The following is a 22265-nucleotide window of genomic DNA, read 5'->3' on the forward strand; positions in this document are numbered from 1 at the left end:
TAATTTTATAAAGAGCCTTTAGTAGAAGGAATAGTAGTTTTGTTCCTTGGATCCATTTCCAATGCAGCTCTTAAAGATCTTGCTAAGCCTTTAAAACAAGATTCTATTATGTGGTGACTATTATCACCGTAAATATTTTCAACATGTAAAGTAATTCCTGCTGATTGTGAGAAAGCTTGAAACCACTCTTTGAAAAGCTCTGTATCCATTTCACCTAGCTTTTCCACTTTTAATTTCACTTTCCAAATTAAGTAAGGTCTATTAGACACATCGATTGCAACTCGAGTAAGCGTTTCATCCATTGGTATCATTGCGTGTGCATATCTTTTAATGCCAACAAACTTTTTAGATGCTTTTTTTAAACATTCACCAATTGCAATGCCTGTGTCCTCTGTGGTGTGATGAAGATCAATGTGTGTATCACCTTTAGCTTTTATATTCATATCCATTGAAGAATGCTTTGATAGTTGTTCAAGCATGTGATCTAAAAATCCTATGCCTGTGTCAACTTTGTATTTACCTTTTCCATCTATGTTAAGTTCAACATTAATGTTGGTTTCTTTTGTTTTTCTGCTTATTTTTGCTTTACGCTTCATAATTTAAAAGAGGTATATATATATAATTCAATTATGGCAATAATACTAAACCTGGGCTTGAACTATCAAATTTAGTATCCATTTATACTGCATGACAACAATAGTTTTGGTTAGAAAAAATAATGATGTAGTAGTCGCGAGTGACGGACAGGTCAGTATGGGGAATACCGTAATTAAGAAAACTGCTAACAAAGTCAGAAAGATTGAGAAAAGAAATGTGATCGCTGGATTTGCTGGATCAACAGCTGACGCACTTACTTTATTTGAAAGATTAGAGTCTAAATTAGAAAAACATGCAGGTAATTTAACAAGAGCTGCTGTCGAACTAGCTAAAGATTGGAGAACTGACAAATATTTAAGAAGACTTGAAGCATTAATGGCTATAGCTGATAAAGAAAAAAGTTTTATTATTTCTGGTACTGGAGATGTTTTAGAACCAGAAGGAGATGTTATTGGAATTGGTTCAGGTGGAAATTATGCTTTAGCAGCTGCAAAAGTATTAATGGATGGTGATAAATCTGCTGAGGATATAGCAAAAAAAGCTATCAAAGTTGCATCTGAAATATGTGTTTTTACAAATGACAATTTGAGTATGGAGAAAATATAAAATGGAAAAAACTAACGTTACTACATTTCCAAAAGAAAAGGTTACAAAAGAAAATTCAACTATTGAAAATTCACTTTCCCCAAGAGAAATTGTTTCAGAGCTAGATAGATTTGTTGTTGGACAGAACAAAGCAAAAAGAGCAGTAGCTATAGCATTAAGAAATAGATGGAGAAGACAGGCTTTATCTGGAGATATGAAAGATGAAGTTCTTCCCAAAAATATACTTATGATTGGTCCAACAGGGGTTGGTAAAACAGAAATTTCAAGAAGACTATCAAAGCTTGCTGAAGCGCCCTTTGTAAAAGTTGAAGCGACAAGATTTACAGAAGTAGGTTACGTTGGAAGAGACGTAGAACAAATTGTAAGGGATTTGTTAGAGATTGCTATCTCAATGGAAAAAGTAAAAAAAAGAAAAGAAGTCCACGCCCAAGCACAAAAGTTAGCTGAGGAAAGGGTTTTAGACGCATTAGTCGGCAACAAAGCAAGTGTTGCTACGAGAGAAAGTTTTAGAAAAAGGTTGAGAGATGGAGATTTAGATGACAATGAGATTGAAATCGCTGTTGCAGAAAGTAATCAAATGCCATCTTTTGAAATACCAGGAATGCCAGGTGCTAATGTTGGCATGATAAATATTTCTGATGTTTTAGGAAAATCAATGGGCCAAAAACCAAAGAAGAAGAAAATGAGTGTAAAAGAATCTCATGAAATTTTAATCAATGAGGAGTCTGATAAATTAATTGAACAAGATAAAATTATTAAAGCTGCAAAAAATTCAACAGAAAATAATGGTATTGTATTTTTAGATGAGATTGACAAAATTTCAGCTAGAACTGATCGTGTTGGAGGAGATGTTTCAAGAGAAGGGGTTCAAAGAGATCTATTGCCTTTGATTGAGGGAACAACTGTAAGTACGAAATATGGTCCTATTAAAACTGATCATATTTTATTTATTGCATCAGGAGCATTTCAACTAGCAAAACCATCTGACCTTTTACCGGAACTTCAAGGAAGACTTCCAATAAGAGTTGAGCTTGATGCATTAAACAGTGATGATTTTAAAAGAATTTTGAAAGAACCAGATAACAGTTTGATAAAACAATATAAGGCACTTTTAAAAACTGAAAATGTAGATCTTGAATTCACAGACGACGGTATTGATACTATTGCTAATATTGCAAGCGAAGTAAATACAACTGTTGAAAATATTGGTGCAAGACGTCTTCATACCATTATCGAAAGAGTTCTAGATGAAATTAGTTTTACAGCTACAGATAGAGCTGGTGAAAAAATAACAGTAGACTCTGAATATATTAAGAAAAATATTGGAGAATTGGTAAAAGATACAGATCTTTCTAAGTTTATTCTATAACTTCTTTTTTAAGTAAATCTCAAAATTTCCTTTTGAAGGACTATCAACAGCTTGCTGATCAATTTTGATAATTTTTGACATTAGGTGAGGGCTATCTTTAATGTAGTTAGGTACAGAGTGCTTCAGTATACTTAAATCTTTAGATTGATATGGATCATCTAAATTTTTTGATCTAAGTCCCTTGCCTGTGATTATATTTATTTTTATTACATTTTGATCATAACAATCTTGGATAAATTCAGAAACTTTTTGATTTGCCTCCTCAAGAGTAAATCCATGAAGATCTATAACTTTCTCTCCAATTCTATTCTGGTGATCTAGAGTTTCTTTATCTTTATTGTCTAACTTTTCTGAGCTTTCTAGAAAATTTTGCCAGTCTTTTTTATCTTTATCTGAAAGTTTGTTTGTCAATTAAGCTTGGGTATCAATTAGTACCCAATTTGGATTTACAGATCTACTATCTTTAGAAAATTTCCAAATGTCATGAACTTTTTTTATTTTCTCCGGATCTCCTGAAACTGTTTTGTTTTCTTTGTCTTTAATATGTGAAATGATTTCACTTACAAACTCGACGGTTACCTCTAACATATTTTTATTTTGTTCATGATTTTTAATTTCTGCAGAATTAATTCCTATAAAAGTAGTGTTAGAAGATAAATTTTTAGATTTCCTGTCTTTTACTGCCTGATCAAATTGATCATAAACTTCTTTACCTAACAATGATTTGATATCCTTTAACTTTCCTTCGGAAAAACTTGTGACAATCGTTTCGTAAGCAATTTGCGCACCTTTTAAAAATTCTTTTTTTGCATTATCATCAAATGTATCAGCGTTTAACTTTACGTCTGTTTTAACAACTGGCGTCTCATGAGGAAAGCTTTGGTTAATATCTTCTTCAAAGCCTGATTTTTTTCCTAAAATTCCTCTTAATCTCAAAAATATAAACCCTGCAATCATTGCAAGAAGGATAATATCGATATATTCAAAGCTATAACTCATATGATAATAATATTTACTATGTTGCCTAATTTCAACTGGCAATTTACATTGTAGACAAATGAACTCAGTATTAATTCTTATTTTATCTATTCCTTTAATTGAGATTTACTTATTTATTAAAATTGGATCCTCTATTGGAGCATTTAATACAATTAGTTTAATTTTGCTAACAGCTATTATAGGGGTTGCCTATGCAAGATACGAGGGATTTAACACTTTAAAATCTGGGATGGCGCAATTAGTTAAAAATGAAGTTCCAATTTATGAAATTGTGTCAGGCGCCGCCCTAACATTTGCTGCCATTCTCTTAATTATTCCGGGTTTTGCCACTGATTTTTTGGGTCTACTCTTAATTATTCCAATTACAAGAAAACTTATCTTTAATACTTTTTCAAAAAAATTTAATAAAAAAAATAATACCTACGAAAAAAAAGATTTTATTGAAGGTGAATATAAAGATATGGATGAAAAATAATGCCTATTAAACATAAAATCATAGTTACTTACACAAAAGATTTATCTGTTGAAATACCAGATGTGGAAACCCTTCTTTTAGCAAGAGAACGAATATCAAAATATAAAATCACTTTAGATATAACGTCAAAACCACTAAAAAATAAAATGATAGAAGTTTTTACCAAGCTTAAATACACAGATGTAGAAGAAAGTAAAAAAAAAGCACTCTTTGAACTTCTCCATTCAACAGTTGTTGAAATTGAAGATACAAAAATAGAAAAAAATGAAATGAAAAAATTTATACTTTGTGATTTACAAATAGAAGTTTTTCCAAAAATACGCGAAGCTTTTGTTCAAATACTCAGACACTCTGGATTTCCAGAGGCTAATTTTTCAGGTGAAATTGATTTTAACAAATTATACGAGCAAAGATCAAATCAATAAAAATTTTTTTTTAAATCTCTCTTCAAAAATTCCCTGTGTTGTTCAAGCTCTTCTGATGTGGGATAAACAATTTTTTTTGAATAAGTAATATTTTTATTTTGAGTTTCGACAGAATTAATATCAACAGAGTTTGAAAAATTTAGTTTAGGCTCTTTTTGATCTAGTAGATTTATATAAACTTTTGCAAGTAGTTCACAATCAATTAACGCAGTGTGTTTTTCTCTTTTTGAATTATCTATTCTAAATCTCTTGCACAGAGCATCCAAACTTATACTTGAGCCAGGGAATTTGTTCCTAGCTAGGTCTAGTGTATCTACAGTATGTTCTTTATTAATTTCTGGTTTACCGGCAATAGATAGTTCGTTGTTTAAATGTGAAATATCAAATTCCGCATTATGTATTATAATTTTTTTATCTTTAATAAAATTCAAAAAATCATCTGCTATTTCAAAAAACTTTTTTTTATTAGATAAAAATTGATCGGAATAGCCATGAACTTCAAATGCCTTTTCGGATACTTTTCTCTCTGGATTTAAATAGCAATGAAATATATTTTTTGTCGGAACCAGGTTATCAAGTTCTATACAACCGATTTCTACGATGCGGTGACCATCTTTAACAGATAGTCCAGTTGTTTCAGTATCTAAAATTATTTCTTTCATATATTTAATATTTCAGTTTTTATATGTTTAACATCATTTTTAATTTTGGTTGCATTAAATGTATTTTTAATAACAAAATTAGACAATTTTTTCTTTTTGGTTAATGGTAACTGTAAGCTTTTCAAATTTCTGTTTAGTTTTTTATTAAAATATTTCCTCTTCTCTAATCTTTTTTGAATATCTTTTCTTTTCGCTTCCACAAAAATTAAAACATCTCCCCTCTTATTTAGTTTATTTTCTAAATATAAAGGAATGTCTAGTACTACTAATTTTTTAGTTTTATTCTTAATTAAAAATTTATTCATCCTATTTCTAACAATTGGATGAACAATTTTTGAAATCTTTTTAAGATTATTTTTACTATCCAGCACAGCTTTCAGTAAAAATTTTTTATCAAGATGATCTGAAATAATATATTTAGGCAATGCTTTTTTAATTTTTTGATAACAAGATCTGTCATTTTTATAAATTTCAGCAACTTCTTTGTCAGCATTAAAGAGTGGACAATTAAATTGTTTGGAAACAAAGCTTTTGCCAGCACCTATATCTCCTAATATTGCTATTCTAATCATCTAAAAGATTTAAGACCTGTTCATTAATTTCTGGCTTTAAATTATTCCACAATTCAAATGCTTTTTGTGCTTGATAAGCAAACATCATTTTGCCGTTTTCAATTATATTGCCTCTTTTTTTTGCCTCATCTAAAAATAATGTTTTTGATGGTTTGTATATTACATCATAGAAAAACTTATCCTTGCCAATTTTTTTATAATCTAAATCAATTTTATCGTTAGGATTAAGACCTAGGCTCGTCACATTTATTACAACATCGGCAGCTGGTGTCTCTCCCCAATCAACTACATCGATATCACTGAATTTAGTTTTTAAATTTTCTGATTTAATCTTTGTTCTATTAGTAATTAAAATTTTTGATGCTTTAATTTTTTTTAAAACATAAATTATAGATGGTGCAACACCTCCGGCTCCTAAAATTAAGACAGTTTTATTTCTTATTTTATCGATATAATTTAACAAAGATAACTCAAAACCATCTACATCTGTGTTAAATCCAAAAATTTTGTTATCTTTTTTAAATATTGTGTTCACAGATTGAGTGGCGCTGGCATCATCACTAAGTAAGTCTAAGTATTTAATTATTTTTGATTTATAAGGAACGGTTACATTTACTCCAAAAATTTCATTTTTCCTAACTCGAGATACAATATCCTTTAGTTCTAATTCATTAACTTTTTTTTTTTCATAAACTGCATCAACATTATTTTGTTTGAACCAATAATTGTGTAATTTTGGGGAAAGTGAATGTTCTATCGGATCACCAATTACTAAAAATTTTTTCATTTGTAATTTTCCATGTATGTTTTTATTTGTGTTATTGGTAAACCCATTATTGTGTTTTTATCACCTTCAATTTTCTCAAATAAATTTTTCCCTTCTCCCTCTATTTGATAAACATTATAAGCATATAATGCTTCATCTGTGATTTTGTTTAAATAATCTTTTAGCTCTACTTCCGAAAAATTTTTCATAGTAAGCTTTGCTTTATCAGTATGATTCCAAATCATTGAATTATTTTTTGAAATACAAACAGAACTTATTAGATAATGTGACTTACCATTCAACTTTTTTAGTATATTCATCGCCTCTTCCCTTGAAGATGGTTTTGAAATTAATTCACCATTTAAATCTATTACACTATCAGCTCCTAATACTAATTTGTCATACACATTAGAACTAACTTTATTTGCTTTTAACTCAGCTAGATTTCTAGAGATGATTTCAGGTGTCGCTCCTTCCGCGATTAAACTATCTTTAATTGGATCTTCATCAACGTTTGATTGAATAACTTCACAATCTATATTGTGTTCAGTTAATATATCTTTTCTAACCTTGCTTTTCGAAGCCAATACTATTTTCATTATCTATTCTTTATTTCATAAATTTTTATGATTGAAGCAGCAGTTTCTTCAACAGATTTTCTTGTAACATCTATTGTTGGCCATTGGTTTTTTCTGAAAATTTTTTTTGAGTTTTCAACCTCTTCTTTAATTTTTTCTAAATTTGTGTACTCCGTACTTTCATTTTCCTTCAAGCTATTCAGTCTATTCTTTCTTATATCAAACAATCTTTCAGCTTCAGTTGTTAAACCAACAATACAAGGTTTAAAATTCTTGCTTGTTATTCTTGAAGGTATTGATTTTTCATTAACTAATGGAATATTCGAAGTTTTGTAGCCTTTATTGGCCAAGTAAATCGAGGTTGGGGTTTTGCTTGTTCTACTGACCCCTAACAAAATAATATCAGATTTCTCTAAATCATCAGTTTGATTTCCATCATCGTGGTTCATTGTAAATTGGATAGCTTCTATTCTTTGATAATATTCTTCATTAAGCACGTGCTGACCGCTTGGTTCGTGTGATGCTCTTTGATTTAATATTTTAGAAAAGCTTAGTATTAAATCACCTAAAACACCAAAACAGGGAATTTGTTTTGATTGAGCTTGATCCGCTAAATACTTGGCAAGTTTACTATTAACGATTGTATAAAGTATAATTGGGTTCTCTCTTTTCTTTGCTTTTTCTAAAATCTGCTGAATTTGACTCTCTGTTCTGGTGAAAGAAAAATTATTAAGTTCATATTCAAAGTTTGTAAACTGTGCTTTTAGTGCTAAGAAGATTCTATCTAGTGTCTCTCCAGTTGAATCAGAGATCAGATAAATTTGATGTTCGTTTCTCATGTATAAAATGTCAATAAAATATCACTAAAATTTAGTTATTAGTGATTAGTAAATATTTTCAATTATTATTATAAATAATTACAGAAATTAAACTTTTTTTTACATGTTAATTAATTAAAAACCAGAATTCTTTAATTGGTAATAATTATTAACTTACATTGGTAAATAGACGTTTAATATACGATTAAATGTTAATAAATCGTATATAAAGTGTGCAAATTAGATAATTTACGTAATTCACATATCATAATACTAATACAATAAATATTAATTGATCTATTTATAAATGACTCCAATTCAAAAATGTATAGTTGAGAAAAAGAGCAATCTTAATCCTATATGGTTAATGAGGCAAGCTGGAAGATATTTACCAGAATTTCGTGAGATAAGGAGCAAAAATCAAGATTTTATAAAATTATGTCTTAGTGAAAATTTAGCGTCTGAAATAACCTTACAACCTATAGAAAGATTTAATTTTGATGCTGCAATTATTTTCTCAGATATTTTAATGTTACCATATGGTCTAAACCAGAAAGTCGAGTTTGAAAAAAATTTTGGTCCAAAGTTAGGCAATTTAAATCTAGATGACTTAAAAAATATTGATGAGGTAGATTTTTCTTTTAAGTTAAATTCTGTTTATAAGGCAATTAATATAACATCAAATAAGATTAACAGAGATGAAAAAGACTTAATAGGTTTTGTCGGTGCTCCATGGACAATTTTGGTATACATGATAAACAAAATCTCTCCTAAAAAAAAACTTAAAGAAGATTTTTTTAAAGATGAATTTTTAATTAATCGATTATTATCTATCATTGATAAATTCCTCAAAATTCATATTAAAAATCAAGTTGAAGCAGGTGCAACGATTATACAAATATTTGATAGTTGGGCTGGACTGCTTGAAAACAATATACCTGAGTATATTTATATACCAACATTAAGTCTTGTAGAGTATACTAAAAGCCTTGGTGTTCCAGTTATATGTTTTCCTAGAGGTATAAAAGACTACAAGAACTTTTGTGATATTGTTAAACCAAGTGCTGTTAACATCGATTATGATATAGATCCAAAAGATATTGTAAAAAATATTGATATTCCGATTCAGGGGGGTCTCGATCCAAAAATTCTGTTACAAGATGAAGATACTTTAGAAAAAGAGACTAAAAAATATTTAAATATATTTAAAGATCATCCTTATATATTTAATTTAGGACATGGAATTCAACCTCAAACAAAAATTGAGATGGTTGAAAAATTAGTAAAAACTGTGAGATCGTTTAATTAATGGAAGACCACCCAAAAATTAATTTTGGAAAAACTGGAGTTTTACTAATTAATCTTGGAACTCCCGAATCCACAAGTTGGTTTGATATAAGAAGGTATCTTAAAGAATTTCTCTCCGATAGAAGAGTTATAGAAGTTAATCCTATATTATGGAAATTCATCCTGAATGTTTTCATTTTAACATTTAGGCCCTCAAAAACTGCAAAAGCATATAAAGAAATTTGGATGGAAAAAGAAAACATGTCTCCTCTAAGATACTACACAAAGCTACAGGCAGAAAAAATTGACAAATTGATTGAAAATAAAAACGTTATAATCGATTATGCAATGAGATATGGAAACCCAAGTATTAAAAGCAAGATAAATAAACTTCACGAAGCTGGTTGTGAGCACCTTTTAATTATTCCTCTATACCCACAATATGCTGCAGCAACAACAGCAACAGTATGTGATGAAGTATATAGATCTCTTATGAAAATGAGATGGCAACCAAGTTTAAAGATTGTTCCACATTATGAGTCAGAGGAACTTTATATTGATGCACTAGTAAATTCATTAAATAAAAAAATTTCAGAAATTAATTGGAAACCAGACCTTATAATTGCTTCTTATCATGGAATTCCACAAAAATATTTTGACAAAGGTGATCCTTATCATTGTTACTGTCATAAAACCACAAGACTAATCTCAGAAAAGTTCAAAGATGTTAAGATAAGAACAACTTTCCAATCAAGATTCGGTCCCGAACAATGGTTAAAACCTTATACAGATAAAACTTTAGAAGAATTACCGAGCGACAATATAAATAATATCTTAGTAATTTGTCCTGGTTTTGCATCAGATTGTGTTGAGACTTTAGAAGAAATCGCAATTCAAGGTAAAGAGAGTTTTTTAAAATCTGGGGGGAAAAACTTTGATATGATACCTTGTTTGAATGATAACGAAGATCATATTAAGCTTCTAAAACATCTTATAAATAAAAATTTATAAATTTATGAATTATTATTTGTTATTTAAGTCACTACATTTAATAGCAGTTATATCTTGGATGGCTGGGTTGTTGTATTTGCCAAGAATTTTTGTTTATCACGTTGAAAATTATCAAAAAAAAGAAACAACTGAAATTTTTGAGACTATGGAAAGGAAGCTTTATTTTTATATTATGAGGCCAGCAATGTTAATATCCTGGCTCTTCGGCATACTTTTAATTTATCAAATAGGTTTTGAATCTTTCTCACAACTCTGGCTTCAATTAAAAATTTTTTTTGTAATAATTTTGACTGTTTACCACGAGTATTTGGGAAAATGTCTGACTTCTCTTAGAGATGGCTCTAACTCAAAATCTTCTAGATTCTTTAGAATAATTAACGAAATTCCAACAATACTGTTAATTTTAATAGTATTTATTGTAATTTTTAAACCCATCTAGCCTTGAAATTTGAGACTTAATATATATATTTATTATATCTAACAAACAAACTCCCCATAACCATGAACATACAAGAACTAAAAGAAAAGAGCTCAGAGAAATTAATTACTGAAGCTGAAAAGCTTGGCATTGAAAATGCTAGTACTTTAAGAAGACAAGAAATTTACTTTGCCATATTAAAAAAATTGGCTGAAAAAGGTGAAGAAATTACTGGTGGAGGGGTTTTGCAGCTTTTACAGGATGGCTTTGGTTTCCTAAGAGCAATGGAGTCCAATTATCTCCCAGGTGCAGATGATATATATGTAAGCCCAAGCCAAATTAGAAGGTTTGGATTAAGAACAGGCGATACTGTTGAAGGCCCAATAAGATCTCCAAAGGAAGGTGAAAGATATTTTGCTTTATTGCAAGTGTCTAAAATAAATTTTGAGGAACCTGATAAATTTAAACACAAAATAGCTTTCGACAATTTAACTCCACTCTACCCTAACAAGCAATTTAGAATGGAAGTCGAGACTACAAAAATTGAAAAAAAACCAGACCTAACTCCAAGATTAATTGATCTCGTAAGTCCAATTGGAAAAGGACAAAGATCATTGATCATATCACCACCAAAAGCTGGTAAAACGATGATTTTGCAAAGTATAGCAAACTCGATTACAGCAAATCATCCAGAGTGTTATTTAATGGTTTTATTAATTGATGAAAGACCTGAAGAGGTAACAGACATGCAACGAACTGTTAAAGGAGAAGTAATAAGCTCAACATTTGATGAGCCCGCTCAAAGACACGTTGCAGTTGCTGAAATGGTTATTGAAAAAGCTAAAAGACTAACTGAGCATAAAAAGGATGTTGTAATTTTATTAGATTCCATAACAAGGCTTGGACGAGCTTATAACGCTGTAGTTCCAAGTTCAGGTAAAGTTTTAACTGGAGGCGTGGATGCAAATGCACTTCAAAGACCAAAAAGATTTTTTGGTGCTGCAAGAAATATTGAGGAAGGTGGATCATTAACAATTATTGCTACAGCGTTAATTGATACTGGAAGCAGAATGGATGAGGTCATATTCGAAGAATTTAAAGGTACAGGTAACAGTGAAACAATTTTAGATAGAAAGATATCCGAAAAGAGAATATTCCCAGCAATAGACATAACTAAATCGGGCACAAGAAGAGAAGAACTATTGTTTGATAAAAACGACCTTCAAAAAATGAATGTGTTAAGAAGAATTATTGCACCAATGGGCTCAATGGATGCAATAGAGTTTATAAATTCTAAATTAAAAGATACTAAAAATAATGCAGAATTTTTTAATTCTATGAATAAGCCATCTTAAAGATTTATTTTCCCAAAATACTGATATAATTTTCTGATGACATTTTATGCTCTATCTTCAGGGCCAGGCATATCGGGTATAGCTGTTATTAGAGTTTCAGGATCTGAAACTGTGAACGTTATTAAACAGCTCACAAATTCTAGTTTGCCGAAACCTAAAGAGGCAACTTTAAGAAAATTTATTAATAAAAATAATGAATTGATAGATGAAGGTATACTTTTATGGTTTCCTGGACCAAACAGTTACACAGGTGAAGATATGGCCGAATTCCATGTTCATGGTAGCAGAGCAGTAATTGAAGCTATACAAAGTTCAATTTCAGAAGTATCTAATTGTAGACTTGCATCTCCTGGAGAGTTCACGAAAACTGCTTTCCAGAATGGAAAAATAGATTTACTGAAAGCAGAAGGTATTTCAGACTTAATTTCATCAGAAACAGAAATTCAGAGATTACAAGCTATAAAAATAATGGAGGGCAAAAGTTCAAAAATATTTGAAACTCTCAGACATACACTTATTAAAGTTTTATCTAAGTTAGAGGCTAAAATTGACTTTCCAGATGAAGATCTACCAATTGAAATCTTAGACGGAATAAAAGCAGATACAACTAAAGCATTAGCTGATTTAGAGAAGTTATTGGATGATCAAAGAGTAGGAGAAAGAATTAGAGAAGGTTTCAAAATTTCTATAATTGGTCCGACAAATGTGGGCAAATCTTCTCTTCTTAATCATCTAGCAAACCGTGAAGTAGCAATTGTGTCTGAAATAGCTGGGACTACAAGAGATGTTATAGAAACACATCTTAATTTGGATGGATATCCAGTTATTTTATCTGATACAGCCGGCATCAGAGACTCTAAAGATGAAATAGAAAGAAAAGGTATAAAGCTAAGTCTAAAAAATGCAAATGAAGCAGATTTAAATATCATTGTCTTGGAACCAAAAAGTGTTGAATTTCAAAGCTTTTTAAGTGCTTTGAGCAAGGATAAGAATATTATTGTCGTTAATAAATTGGATAATATTAATGAAACAATGGATGAAGAAATTAGAAAATTAAATCCAATTTCTATATCAGTTAAAGAAAACAAAAATATTGATTTACTTATTAATGAAATAAAAAAAAAATTAGAAAATAAATTTATATCATCAAACGATATTATAATCACAAGAAGCAGGCATAGAGACAATATTGAGAAATGTATTTATCATTTAAAAACCTTTCATAATAAAAATTCAGAAGAGGAATTTGATAAAGCCGCAGAAGACTTAAGATTAGCAGTTAGACATTTAGGATTAATAGTTGGAAAAGTAGATGTCGAAGAAATACTCGGATCCATCTTTAACGATTTCTGTATAGGCAAATAATTATCAACTAAGAAAACCCCAGAAAGTGGAATAACAAGCATCTTGTAAAATTTTATAACGATAATAAATTAAAGGCATGAAAAATGAGTTATCGTTTGATGTAGTGGTTATTGGGGGTGGTCACGCTGGTTGTGAGGCAGCAGCAGCATCTGCAAGATTGGGAGTTAACACTGCTTTATTCACACATAAGTTTGAAACTATAGGGGAAATGTCCTGTAACCCTGCAATTGGTGGACTTGGCAAAGGTCATTTGGTTAGAGAAATAGATGCACTAGACGGTGTTATGGGAGAAGTTGCGGACAAATCAGGAATACAATTTAGGCTCCTAAATAGAAGTAGAGGCCCTGCAGTTAGAGGACCAAGAACACAAAGTGATAGATCCTTATACAAAAAATTTATGCAAGAAAAACTTGTAAACTACTGTAATTTAAGCATTTATTCTGATCCTGTAATAAGTTTCAATTTTAAAAATAATGCTATAATTGGATTTAATACTCAATCTGGTAAAGAAATCAGATCATCTAAGATAATTCTAACAACTGGCACATTTTTAAATGGTCTTATACATATTGGCGAGAAAAAAACTCCAGCAGGGAGATATGATGAAAAACCATCAACAGGTTTAAGTGAACAACTAGAAAAGTTTAATTTTAAAATTGGTAGATTAAAAACCGGAACTCCACCAAGATTAGATGCACGTACAATTAATTTTGAAAATTTGGAAGCTCAATATGCAGACGAAGATCCATATTTTTTTTCTTTCTTAACCAAAAAAAATTTAAACAAGCAAATCTCTTGCAGAATGACTTATACCAATGAAGAAGTTCATAAAATCATTTCCAAAAATATCGCGCGAAGCGCTATGTACTCTGGCAGCATACAAGGAGTAGGTCCAAGATATTGTCCATCTATAGAGGATAAAATAAAAAAATTCGCTGATAAGGAGCGACACCAAATTTTTTTAGAGCCAGAGGGCTTAAATGATAATACTATATACCCAAATGGCATTTCAACTTCACTACCATCAGAGATACAACAGGAAATATGTAGTAAAATCAATGGTTTAGAGAATGTAAAAATATTAAGGCCTGGATATGCTATTGAATACGATTATATTGATCCAAGAGAGCTATTCTTAACTTTAGAGACTAAAAAAATCAAAAATCTCTATCTTGCTGGTCAAATAAATGGAACAACTGGATATGAAGAGGCTGCCGCCCAAGGCTTAATCGCTGGAATAAATTCTGCTCTATCTATCAAAGGCGAGGAACCTTTTATACTTGATAGATCGGATGCATATATAGGAGTGATGATAGACGATTTAGTTACGAAAGGTGTAGCAGAACCATATAGAATGTTTACCTCAAGAGCAGAGTATAGATTATCATTAAGGTCAGATAATGCAGATGTTAGATTAACTCAAAAAGGTATTAATTTGGGAGTGGTGCTTAAAGATAGAGCTCGAATATTTAAAGATAAAAATTTTCAATTAACAAAAATTGAAAATCAGATGTCAAAATTACAAATTACCCCTTCAAAAGTTGAAAAATACGGTATAAAAATTGCAAAGGATGGGGTTAGTAGAAATGCATTCCATATATTAGGCCAAAAATCTGTAAATATGAGTAAAATTAGGGAAATTTGGTCAGAAATACCTTATGTTTCACGTGAAATAGATCAACAATTAGAGATAAACTCTCATTATAAAGGTTATTTGAAGAAGCAAAAAGCTGATATTTTAGCTTTTAAAAGAGATGAAAATTTAATAATTCCAGATAATATTAATTATGATAGCTTTTCAGGACTATCAAATGAAGTTAAGTCAAAATTTAAGAAAATAAAGCCCAAAACAATGGGCCAAGCTCTTAGAATAGACGGCATAACACCTGCGGCTGTATATATTTTATTGTCTCATCTTAAAAGAAGGTCTATTAAGCATATAGCTTGATTGATTCGTATTTTTTAAAAACAGACCCAAAATTTAATCTAGATGTTTCACGTGAAACACTCGTAAGGTTAGATGAATATTCAAAAGACATAATTTTGAAAAATAAGGAAATAAATTTAATTAGCAAAAGCACAGAAAGCTCAATAAAATCAAGGCATATTGCTGATAGTATGCAAACTATTGATTTTATTGATAAAAATGATATTAAAACATGTACAGACTTAGGGTCGGGGGCAGGTTTACCAGGAATTGTCTTAGGTATTATTATGAGTTCAAAAAAGCCAAATTTTAAAGTGATTTTTTATGAAAAAAGTTATCATAAAAGTAATTTCTTAAGAGAGATGTCCAAAAAATTTAATCTGGATGCGGAAATTTATCAAAAAAATATTTTTAATGAAAAAAATTTAATTACAGACGTCATAATTTCACGTGCCTTTAAACCTTTGCCAGTAATTTTTCAAATTGCGAAAACTAATTTTAAAAATTTTAAATACATAATTTTATTTTTAGGAAAAAGTGGAAAAAAGATTTTAAAAGATGCAATGAAAAATTGGAAATTTGATTATGAAGAGAGGAAAAGTTTAACCAACGAAGAGTCTATCATTGTGAAAATATCAAATCTTAAAAAAATATGAATAGAAAAATTATTTCAGTGATAAATCAAAAAGGTGGAGTAGGGAAGACAACAACAATAATTAATTTGGCTGCTGGTTTATCTCTTAAAGAAAAAAGAATTCTTGTGATTGACCTTGACCCACAAGGAAATGCTACAACAGGTCTTGGATTATCCAACTCAGGTACATCAGATAATACAATTTATAGTGTTTTAAATGGAAACAAAAAAATATCAGACGTGATACAAAAAACTGAATTTGAAAACTTAGATATTATTACTTCTAATGTAGATTTATCAGGACTCGAGGTTGAAACTGCTGGTGACAGCCGAAGAGCATTTAAATTAAAAGATGAATTAGCCTCTATTTTAAATGATTCTAGAGCATCCTATCATTATATACTAATTGACTGCCCTCCATCTCTTAGTCTTCTCACAATTATGGCCTTAGTTGCCTCTGATGCTTTGGTAGTCCCTCTTCAGACGGAGTTTTTCGCTTTAGAGGGCCTAACTCAATTAATGAAAACTATTGAAAGAATTAAATCGAATTTAAATCCTATCCTAGAGATAAGAGGGATACTCCTTACGATGTATGATAAGAGAAATAAGTTGTCCAGTCAGGTGGAGACGGAAGCTAGAAATTTTTTTAAAGAAAAAGTTTACAACACAGCAGTACCAAGAAATGTAAGGTTATCCGAGGCGCCCTCCCATGGAGTTCCAGTATTAATCTACGATAAGCTTTGTCCAGGTAGTAAAGCCTATTTTAGTTTCACTGAAGAATTTTTAGAACAAGAAAAAGAAATTGAGACTGCTGCATGATAAATCCGTTCAAAAATAAAAAAGGATTAGGAAGAGGCTTATCATCCCTGATTGGAGATAGTGAGGTAAAGATTACAAACAATAAAATATCGATTAGTTCTATTATTCCAAATAAATATCAACCAAGAAAAAAGTTTGATAAAAATAGTTTAGAAGAACTCACAGCATCAATTCGTGAAAGAGGAATTATTCAGCCAATTATTGTTAGAGCGTCAGAAGATAGCAATGACAAATATGAATTGATAGCAGGAGAAAGAAGATGGCAAGCAGCTCAAAATGCTGGCTTGCACGAAGTTCCAGTAGTAATTCTTAATGTAGACAATCTTAAGTCCCTTGAATTTGCAATTGTTGAAAATGTTCAAAGAAAGGATCTTAATCCTATCGAGGAGGCTGAAGGATATCAAAGATTAATAAATGAATTTAATTATGATCAAGAAAAAGTTGCGAAATTTATTGGGAAGAGTAGAGCTCATATATCTAATTGTATAAGATTATTAAGTCTTCCAACCAAGGTGATTGAGCACATTATCAATGAAAAAATTTCTCAAGGTCACGCTAAAGTTTTAGTCGGCTTAGATAACTCTGAGTTACTAGCTGAGAAAATAATCAAAAAAAAATTATCAGTTAGACAAGCAGAAGCTCTTGCTAGATTAGTAAAGAGTAATAAAAGTTCAATTAAATCTAAGGATCCAAATTCAATAGATATTGAAAATCAGTTAAGTTCTAAAATTGGGATGAAGGTATTTTTAAATAATAAAAAAAATAATACTGGCACATTAATTTTTGAGTATAAAGGTGTTGATCAACTTGATCGATTGATCAAAATAATAAAAGAAAACTATTAATAATTGCTTATTAAATCTGATACAAGATTAATAGAAGATGTATTTTTTTTGGTTAAAATCTCTAAATTAGATATTTGATAAATTTTTTCTTTAATCTCTTTTTCAGACCAATTTTTAATTTGTTGTTTAACTAAATCCTTTTCTTTCCAAAATATTGAGGGTTTGTAAGATGAAATTACTTCATCAATATTTTTTTTTTCTTTATGGATATTCTTTAATTTTAAAAGCCTTTTTGACCTACTTAGCAAGGTTCTTAGTATTAAAATGCAATCATCATTTACAAAATTATTTTCATTAAGAATTTTTGAAACTTTAATTTTATTTTTCGCTAAATAATTGTCTACGAGTTCAAATATTCCATAATCTTCCGAAAGATTTGTTAATTTAAAAATATCTTCTTGTGTAATTTTTTTTTTTGTTAGAGATAGAGCTTCTAACTTTTGAAGTTCACTATTTAAATTACCTCTATCTCCTCGTGCTCTTTCAACAATTAAATTTAGAGTTTCTTGTGAAATTTTTATATTTTTCTCTTTTATAAATTTAATTGCAAAAATATTTAAACTTTGATTGTTGTCTTCATAAAACGGTATACAGGCCAATTTTTTATCTTTCTCAAATAAACTTCTTAGCTTTGATTTTTTATCTAAATTTTCAGAATTTATTATTATTTGAACGTTTGATATATTTCTTTCTAAAAACTCCTCAATGAAATCAAGTATTTTGTTAGAAGATCTTGAGATTATCATTAACTTCGTTTCACCAAATAATGACCCATTAATTAAATCTTCAAGTATTGTGTCCTTGTTATCTAAAACTTCTGACTCTTCATAACATAATATTTCTCCTGTAAACCCAAATGAAATATTGTGTTTTATAACTTCTTCTTTAAAACCCCTATTAAGACCGTATAAAAGAATTGATTTAAAGTCAGAAAATTTAACTTTATTGACATCAAAAGATTTAATTATCATTACCCATTGGATTGACGATTAAATTTCCTGCAGAGTTTATAATATCAGATACAAGATTATCTATAAGGTTGTCTCTTAAAATTTCTTTTGATTTACTAAGCTCAAACTTATCTTGTATATTGTTATAAGTACTACTTTGAGTAGAAGATTTATGAATAAGGACTTTGTTATTTTCAGTTAGCTTATAATCTAAATTTATTTCAATTTCATATATAGTTGGGTCACCTTTTAAGTCCTTAGATATTGTTTTTATAGTTTCCTCTGTATTTATGATTACTTTAAATGTTCTATTTCTCCCATCTACAACTTTAAGTTTTTCTTTAATCTTATAGTTTACTTGATCGTTACCACTGCTTTTATCAACTAGGATAGAAAAATTATAGTCAGAACCAACTAATACTGGTTTAAAACCACAATTGTAAGTAAAAATTAAAATTAAAAAAATATTAAAAATTTTTAAATATTTTGCAATCATAATAAAATATTCATCAATCTATTTTTTACAAAAATTACTTTTTTTATAGATAAATCTTTTAAATATTTATCTAATAATTTATCTTTCTTAACAAGGTCAAATAACAACTCTTGTTTAAGATTTTTTTCAGCATTTATTAATGATCTCTTTTTTCCATTTATTTGAATTACATAATCAATATTTTTATTTTCTAGATATTTTTTATCAACCAGAGGCCAATTATTATTTTTAGCATAATTTAATTCCTCTAAACACTCACTTATAAGGTGAGGAAGGATTGGAGAAAAAATAATCAAAATTTTTTTATAACATTCATCGAGGTCATTTGAGTTCAAAGTTTTATTTAGATGTTTAATCAAAAAATTGTAGGTTTCATGCATGTTAGCGATAATGACGTTATAGTTAAAGTTATGTAGATTTTGGTCTATTTTTTGTATTAGCTGATTAGTAAATTTTTTTAGTATTATATCTTCTTTGCCATCTGATTTAATGTTTATTTTATCAATAATTTTTCGATGTAAAACCCAAAATTTTTGCACAAATTTATATGATGATAACATGCCTTGGTCTGACCATTGTACATCTTTTTCGGGTGGGCTATCTGAAAGTATGAAAAATCTTACAGCATCAGCTCCATAATTATTTATTATGTTTTCAGGATCAATAACATTTTTTTTTGATTTTGACATAGACTCTGATGGACCCACTATTACTTTTAATGATGGATTATTTTTAATGTAATATTTATCCCCATTTATGTCGACATCATCTGGACTAAGCCAATTATTATTTTCATCTTTATATGTCTGATGGCAAACCATTCCTTGAGTAAAAAGTCCATCAAATGGCTCATTAAATTTAAAATTTTTATTATTGAAAGCTAGAGACCTCATAAAAAATCTTGAATACAACAAGTGAAGAATGGCATGCTCTACACCACCAATGTACTGATCTACTGGCATCCAATAATTTATCTCATCTAAATCAAAACCATACTTATCATTTTTAGGTGAACAAAATCTTAAAAAATACCAAGATGAATCTACAAATGTATCTAGAGTATCTGTCTCTCTAAAATATTTGTTTCCATCTATATTGACAGTCTTCCAGGCTTCATTGTTGTCTAATGGATTTCCTTTACAATTAAGATTAATATTTTTGGGAAGTTTTACTGGTAGTTGATTTTTTGGTATCGGCTTAATTTCACCTTTTTCATCATATGCGATAGGAATTGGACATCCCCAGTATCTTTGTCTTGAAACGCCCCAATCTTTTAATCTAAAATTAATTTTTTCTCTTCCAATGTTTCTTTCTTCTAAAATTTCTATGGCCTTTACTACCGATTGCTCAGGTGCTTTGAGACCATTCAAAAATTCCGAATTTATTATTATGCCTTCCCCAGGAAATGCCTCAGTTTTTGCCTCAAATTCTTGTTGATCTTTAGGTCTGACGACTGTTTTTATATTAAGATCATATTTTTTTGCAAAATCAAAATCTCTTTGGTCGTGACCAGGACAACCAAATACTGCACCAAATCCATAATCCATTAGCACAAAATTTGCAAAGTAAACTGGAACTTTTTCATTTTCTTTAAATGGATTTATAGCTTTCAAACTTGTCTTAAAACCTATCTTCTCGGCCATTGCCAAAGACTCTTCCGTAGTACCTGTCTTTGAGCATTCATCTTTAAACTTTATAAAATCTGGATCGTTCTCATAATGTTTTGATATTGGATGATCTGGCGAAAGAGCTAAAAAAGAAAAGCCAAACAAAGTATCTGGTCTTGTAGTGAAACATTTTATTTCATCAACTGGCAAATCACCCTCGATCTTAAAATTTAGCTCGCAGCCAAAAGATTTTCCAATCCAATTTTGTTGCATAACTTTAACTTTATTTGGCCAATTTGTTAATTCATTAAGTCCTTCTAATAAATCATCTGAAAATTTTGAAATATTAAAAAACCACTGATTAAGTTTCTTTCTTTGAACGACAGCTCCTGACCTCCAACCTTTGCCATCAATTACTTGCTCATTTGCTAAAACTGTTTCATCAACAGGATCCCAATTTACAAAATTTTCTTTTCTATATACCAAACCTTTCTCATAAAGCTCTAAAAAGAATAATTGCTGATGTTTATAATAATCTTCATTACATGTTGAAATTTCTCGATCCCAATCTATAGAAAGTCCAAGCTTTTTTAGTTGAGATTTCATTACTGAAATATTTTTCTCAGTCCAATCTTTTGGATCTAAATTATTTTGTTTAGCGGCATTTTCTGCAGGTAAACCAAATGAATCCCATCCCATTGGATGAAGAACATTATATCCTTGAAGTGATTTATACCTTGATAGAACATCTCCTATTGTGTAGTTCCTCACATGACCCATGTGAATTTTTCCTGATGGGTAAGGAAACATCTCAAGACAATAAAACTTTTTTTTATTTTTATCAGTTTTAGCTTTAAAGGATTTATTTTTCTCCCAATAATTTTGCCATTTACTCTCTACAATTTTAAAATTATATCTATTTTTTTGTTCCACTTATGATTTACTCTTCTAATCGTCTTTTAGACCAGCTTTTCCTTTGTAAGGTTTAAAGTTTTTGTCTTTTGTTTCTTTCTCATAAACAGCGGCTTTTGTTAGGATTTTTTTACTTAATTCTTTTCTAATATTTTCGGACTTCTCAACAATTTTACAATTTTCATTTGATGCGCATTTTTTATAAAAAATCTTAATATCAAGGGCATCGGATCTAATTTCATTTGTTAAAAATCTTATTGATATTTTTATTGCTTCTGATGAGTTATTATTGTTAGAGTACCAGTCAGTTATAATTATCCCCCCACTGTAATTTGCTGATGCTAAAGGCATAAAGTCTATCGTATCAAGTGATGCTCTCCACAAACTATTTGAACTTGCAAAATCAAAATTTCCTGAACCTCCTTTATTTTTGTCATCAAAAATTCTAAATCCTCTTCCTTCCTCAATATTTTTTTTAACTCTAGATTCTGCATCTGGGGGAAACTGACGTGCATCCGCACCCATGCCACAGGCATAAAGAAACAGGATTAAAGTGCTTAAAATTACGAAGTTTTTAAGATTTTTAATCATTTTGTTATTTTATGTTTTATTTAATATTAATAATAAATAGTCAATTTTTACTAACTATCATAATATAGATGCAAAAATACAACACTATACAAAATAAAGATAAATTTACATGATATGTGGGATTTTATTTAAAAAAAACTGATAAAAGGCTCATGTTTAATATTAATATTAACAATTTAAT

General features: G+C 29.5%; 25 protein-coding genes. 13 read left to right on the plus strand and 12 right to left on the minus strand.

The features are described 5' to 3' along the window. Nucleotides 1-5: 5 nt before the first annotated feature. Nucleotides 6-596: an imidazoleglycerol-phosphate dehydratase HisB gene (gene hisB / locus B8063_RS03210; RefSeq protein ID WP_085069430.1), complete on the minus strand. Its 591-nt coding sequence runs from the start codon at nucleotides 594-596 to the stop codon at nucleotides 6-8. Nucleotides 597-687: 91 nt separating this feature from the next. On the opposite strand from hisB, the gene hslV reads away from it, so the two are divergent. Together hslV and hslU are read left to right on the plus strand one after the other, a co-directional pair. Next, entirely contained in the window at nucleotides 688-1203 is a 516-nt protein-coding gene (gene hslV / locus B8063_RS03215) for an ATP-dependent protease subunit HslV (RefSeq protein WP_085069432.1), read from the plus strand. Between the two features lies 1 nt (nucleotide 1204). After that, complete coding sequence (gene hslU / locus B8063_RS03220) at nucleotides 1205-2572, plus strand: ATP-dependent protease ATPase subunit HslU (protein WP_085069446.1); 1368 nt, start codon at nucleotides 1205-1207, stop codon at nucleotides 2570-2572. On the opposite strand, the gene B8063_RS03225 is transcribed toward hslU, so the two are convergent. Both B8063_RS03225 and B8063_RS03230 read right to left on the minus strand, forming a co-directional pair. Further along, entirely contained in the window at nucleotides 2567-2983 is a 417-nt protein-coding gene (locus tag B8063_RS03225; protein WP_085069460.1) for a Smr/MutS family protein, read from the minus strand. The genes hslU and B8063_RS03225 overlap by 6 nt on opposite strands. Continuing rightward, nucleotides 2984-3571, minus strand: coding sequence for a Tim44/TimA family putative adaptor protein (locus B8063_RS03230; RefSeq protein WP_085069462.1), 588 nt, complete (start codon nucleotides 3569-3571; stop codon nucleotides 2984-2986). 58 nt (nucleotides 3572-3629) lie between these two features. Between B8063_RS03230 and B8063_RS03235 the strand changes: the two genes are divergently transcribed. Then, the gene (locus B8063_RS03235) at nucleotides 3630-4046 is read left to right on the plus strand and encodes an FxsA family protein (protein WP_085069464.1); all 417 of its coding nucleotides are present in this window, start codon (nucleotides 3630-3632) and stop codon (nucleotides 4044-4046) included. Next, nucleotides 4046-4471, plus strand: a complete 426-nt coding sequence (locus B8063_RS03240; RefSeq protein ID WP_085069466.1) for a protein-export chaperone SecB — start codon at nucleotides 4046-4048, stop codon at nucleotides 4469-4471. The genes B8063_RS03235 and B8063_RS03240 overlap by 1 nt, the downstream gene beginning before the upstream one ends. Here B8063_RS03240 and dnaQ read toward each other — a convergent pair. Genes dnaQ through B8063_RS03265 form a run of 5 tightly spaced genes read right to left on the minus strand, consistent with a single transcriptional unit; the run spans nucleotide 4465 to nucleotide 7888 of the window. Then, nucleotides 4465-5133 carry a DNA polymerase III subunit epsilon gene (gene dnaQ, locus B8063_RS03245; protein WP_085069468.1) on the minus strand — a complete coding sequence of 223 codons (669 nt, stop codon included), beginning with the start codon at nucleotides 5131-5133 and terminating at the stop codon, nucleotides 4465-4467. The genes B8063_RS03240 and dnaQ overlap by 7 nt on opposite strands. Then, complete coding sequence (coaE, locus tag B8063_RS03250; protein ID WP_085069470.1) at nucleotides 5130-5705, minus strand: dephospho-CoA kinase; 576 nt, start codon at nucleotides 5703-5705, stop codon at nucleotides 5130-5132. Before coaE ends, dnaQ begins: the two co-directional genes overlap by 4 nt. Next, complete coding sequence (gene aroE / locus B8063_RS03255) at nucleotides 5698-6492, minus strand: shikimate dehydrogenase (RefSeq protein WP_085069472.1); 795 nt, start codon at nucleotides 6490-6492, stop codon at nucleotides 5698-5700. The genes coaE and aroE overlap by 8 nt, the downstream gene beginning before the upstream one ends. Continuing rightward, entirely contained in the window at nucleotides 6489-7070 is a 582-nt protein-coding gene (locus B8063_RS03260) for a Maf family protein (RefSeq protein ID WP_085069474.1), read from the minus strand. The genes aroE and B8063_RS03260 overlap by 4 nt, the downstream gene beginning before the upstream one ends. Further along, nucleotides 7070-7888: a pyruvate, water dikinase regulatory protein gene (locus tag B8063_RS03265; protein WP_085069476.1), complete on the minus strand. Its 819-nt coding sequence runs from the start codon at nucleotides 7886-7888 to the stop codon at nucleotides 7070-7072. The genes B8063_RS03260 and B8063_RS03265 overlap by 1 nt, the downstream gene beginning before the upstream one ends. Before the next feature lie 286 nt (nucleotides 7889-8174). On the opposite strand from B8063_RS03265, the gene hemE reads away from it, so the two are divergent. The 9 genes from hemE to B8063_RS03310 all read left to right on the plus strand — a co-directional run bounded on the left by hemE (nucleotide 8175) and on the right by B8063_RS03310 (nucleotide 17528). After that, entirely contained in the window at nucleotides 8175-9176 is a 1002-nt protein-coding gene (gene hemE, locus B8063_RS03270) for a uroporphyrinogen decarboxylase (protein WP_085069478.1), read from the plus strand. Next, nucleotides 9176-10165 (plus strand): ferrochelatase, encoded by a 990-nt coding sequence (hemH, locus tag B8063_RS03275; protein WP_085069480.1) that lies wholly within the window; start codon nucleotides 9176-9178, stop codon nucleotides 10163-10165. The genes hemE and hemH overlap by 1 nt, the downstream gene beginning before the upstream one ends. 4 nt (nucleotides 10166-10169) lie before the next feature. Then, nucleotides 10170-10604 (plus strand): protoporphyrinogen oxidase HemJ, encoded by a 435-nt coding sequence (gene hemJ, locus B8063_RS03280; protein WP_085069482.1) that lies wholly within the window; start codon nucleotides 10170-10172, stop codon nucleotides 10602-10604. 62 nt (nucleotides 10605-10666) lie between these two features. Beyond that, entirely contained in the window at nucleotides 10667-11938 is a 1272-nt protein-coding gene (gene rho, locus B8063_RS03285) for a transcription termination factor Rho (RefSeq protein ID WP_085069484.1), read from the plus strand. Nucleotides 11939-11974: 36 nt separating this feature from the next. Next, nucleotides 11975-13303 (plus strand): tRNA uridine-5-carboxymethylaminomethyl(34) synthesis GTPase MnmE, encoded by a 1329-nt coding sequence (gene mnmE / locus B8063_RS03290; protein ID WP_085069486.1) that lies wholly within the window; start codon nucleotides 11975-11977, stop codon nucleotides 13301-13303. A gap of 76 nt (nucleotides 13304-13379) precedes the next feature. Then, the gene (gene mnmG / locus B8063_RS03295) at nucleotides 13380-15251 is read left to right on the plus strand and encodes a tRNA uridine-5-carboxymethylaminomethyl(34) synthesis enzyme MnmG (protein ID WP_085069488.1); all 1872 of its coding nucleotides are present in this window, start codon (nucleotides 13380-13382) and stop codon (nucleotides 15249-15251) included. Next, complete coding sequence (locus B8063_RS03300; protein WP_085069490.1) at nucleotides 15248-15886, plus strand: 16S rRNA (guanine(527)-N(7))-methyltransferase RsmG; 639 nt, start codon at nucleotides 15248-15250, stop codon at nucleotides 15884-15886. Before mnmG ends, B8063_RS03300 begins: the two co-directional genes overlap by 4 nt. After that, entirely contained in the window at nucleotides 15883-16683 is an 801-nt protein-coding gene (locus tag B8063_RS03305) for a ParA family protein (RefSeq protein WP_085069492.1), read from the plus strand. Before B8063_RS03300 ends, B8063_RS03305 begins: the two co-directional genes overlap by 4 nt. Then, nucleotides 16680-17528: a ParB/RepB/Spo0J family partition protein gene (locus B8063_RS03310; protein WP_315861723.1), complete on the plus strand. Its 849-nt coding sequence runs from the start codon at nucleotides 16680-16682 to the stop codon at nucleotides 17526-17528. The genes B8063_RS03305 and B8063_RS03310 overlap by 4 nt, the downstream gene beginning before the upstream one ends. Here B8063_RS03310 and holA read toward each other — a convergent pair. From holA to B8063_RS03330, 4 genes are read right to left on the minus strand one after another with little or no spacing between them, the layout of a single operon-like run. Next, nucleotides 17525-18499, minus strand: a complete 975-nt coding sequence (holA, locus tag B8063_RS03315; protein ID WP_085069494.1) for a DNA polymerase III subunit delta — start codon at nucleotides 18497-18499, stop codon at nucleotides 17525-17527. The genes B8063_RS03310 and holA overlap by 4 nt on opposite strands. Beyond that, on the minus strand, nucleotides 18489-18974 hold the full coding sequence (locus B8063_RS03320) for a hypothetical protein (RefSeq protein WP_085069496.1): 486 nt from the start codon (nucleotides 18972-18974) through the stop codon (nucleotides 18489-18491). The genes holA and B8063_RS03320 overlap by 11 nt, the downstream gene beginning before the upstream one ends. Further along, nucleotides 18971-21514 carry a leucine--tRNA ligase gene (gene leuS / locus B8063_RS03325; protein WP_085069498.1) on the minus strand — a complete coding sequence of 848 codons (2544 nt, stop codon included), beginning with the start codon at nucleotides 21512-21514 and terminating at the stop codon, nucleotides 18971-18973. Before leuS ends, B8063_RS03320 begins: the two co-directional genes overlap by 4 nt. 15 nt (nucleotides 21515-21529) lie before the next feature. After that, nucleotides 21530-22084 carry a DUF3576 domain-containing protein gene (locus B8063_RS03330; RefSeq protein WP_085069500.1) on the minus strand — a complete coding sequence of 185 codons (555 nt, stop codon included), beginning with the start codon at nucleotides 22082-22084 and terminating at the stop codon, nucleotides 21530-21532. Between the last annotated feature and the right edge of the window lie 181 nt (nucleotides 22085-22265).

Source organism: Candidatus Pelagibacter sp. RS40 (genome assembly GCF_002101295.1).
In the GTDB taxonomy this organism is placed as follows: Bacteria; Pseudomonadota; Alphaproteobacteria; order Pelagibacterales; family Pelagibacteraceae; genus Pelagibacter.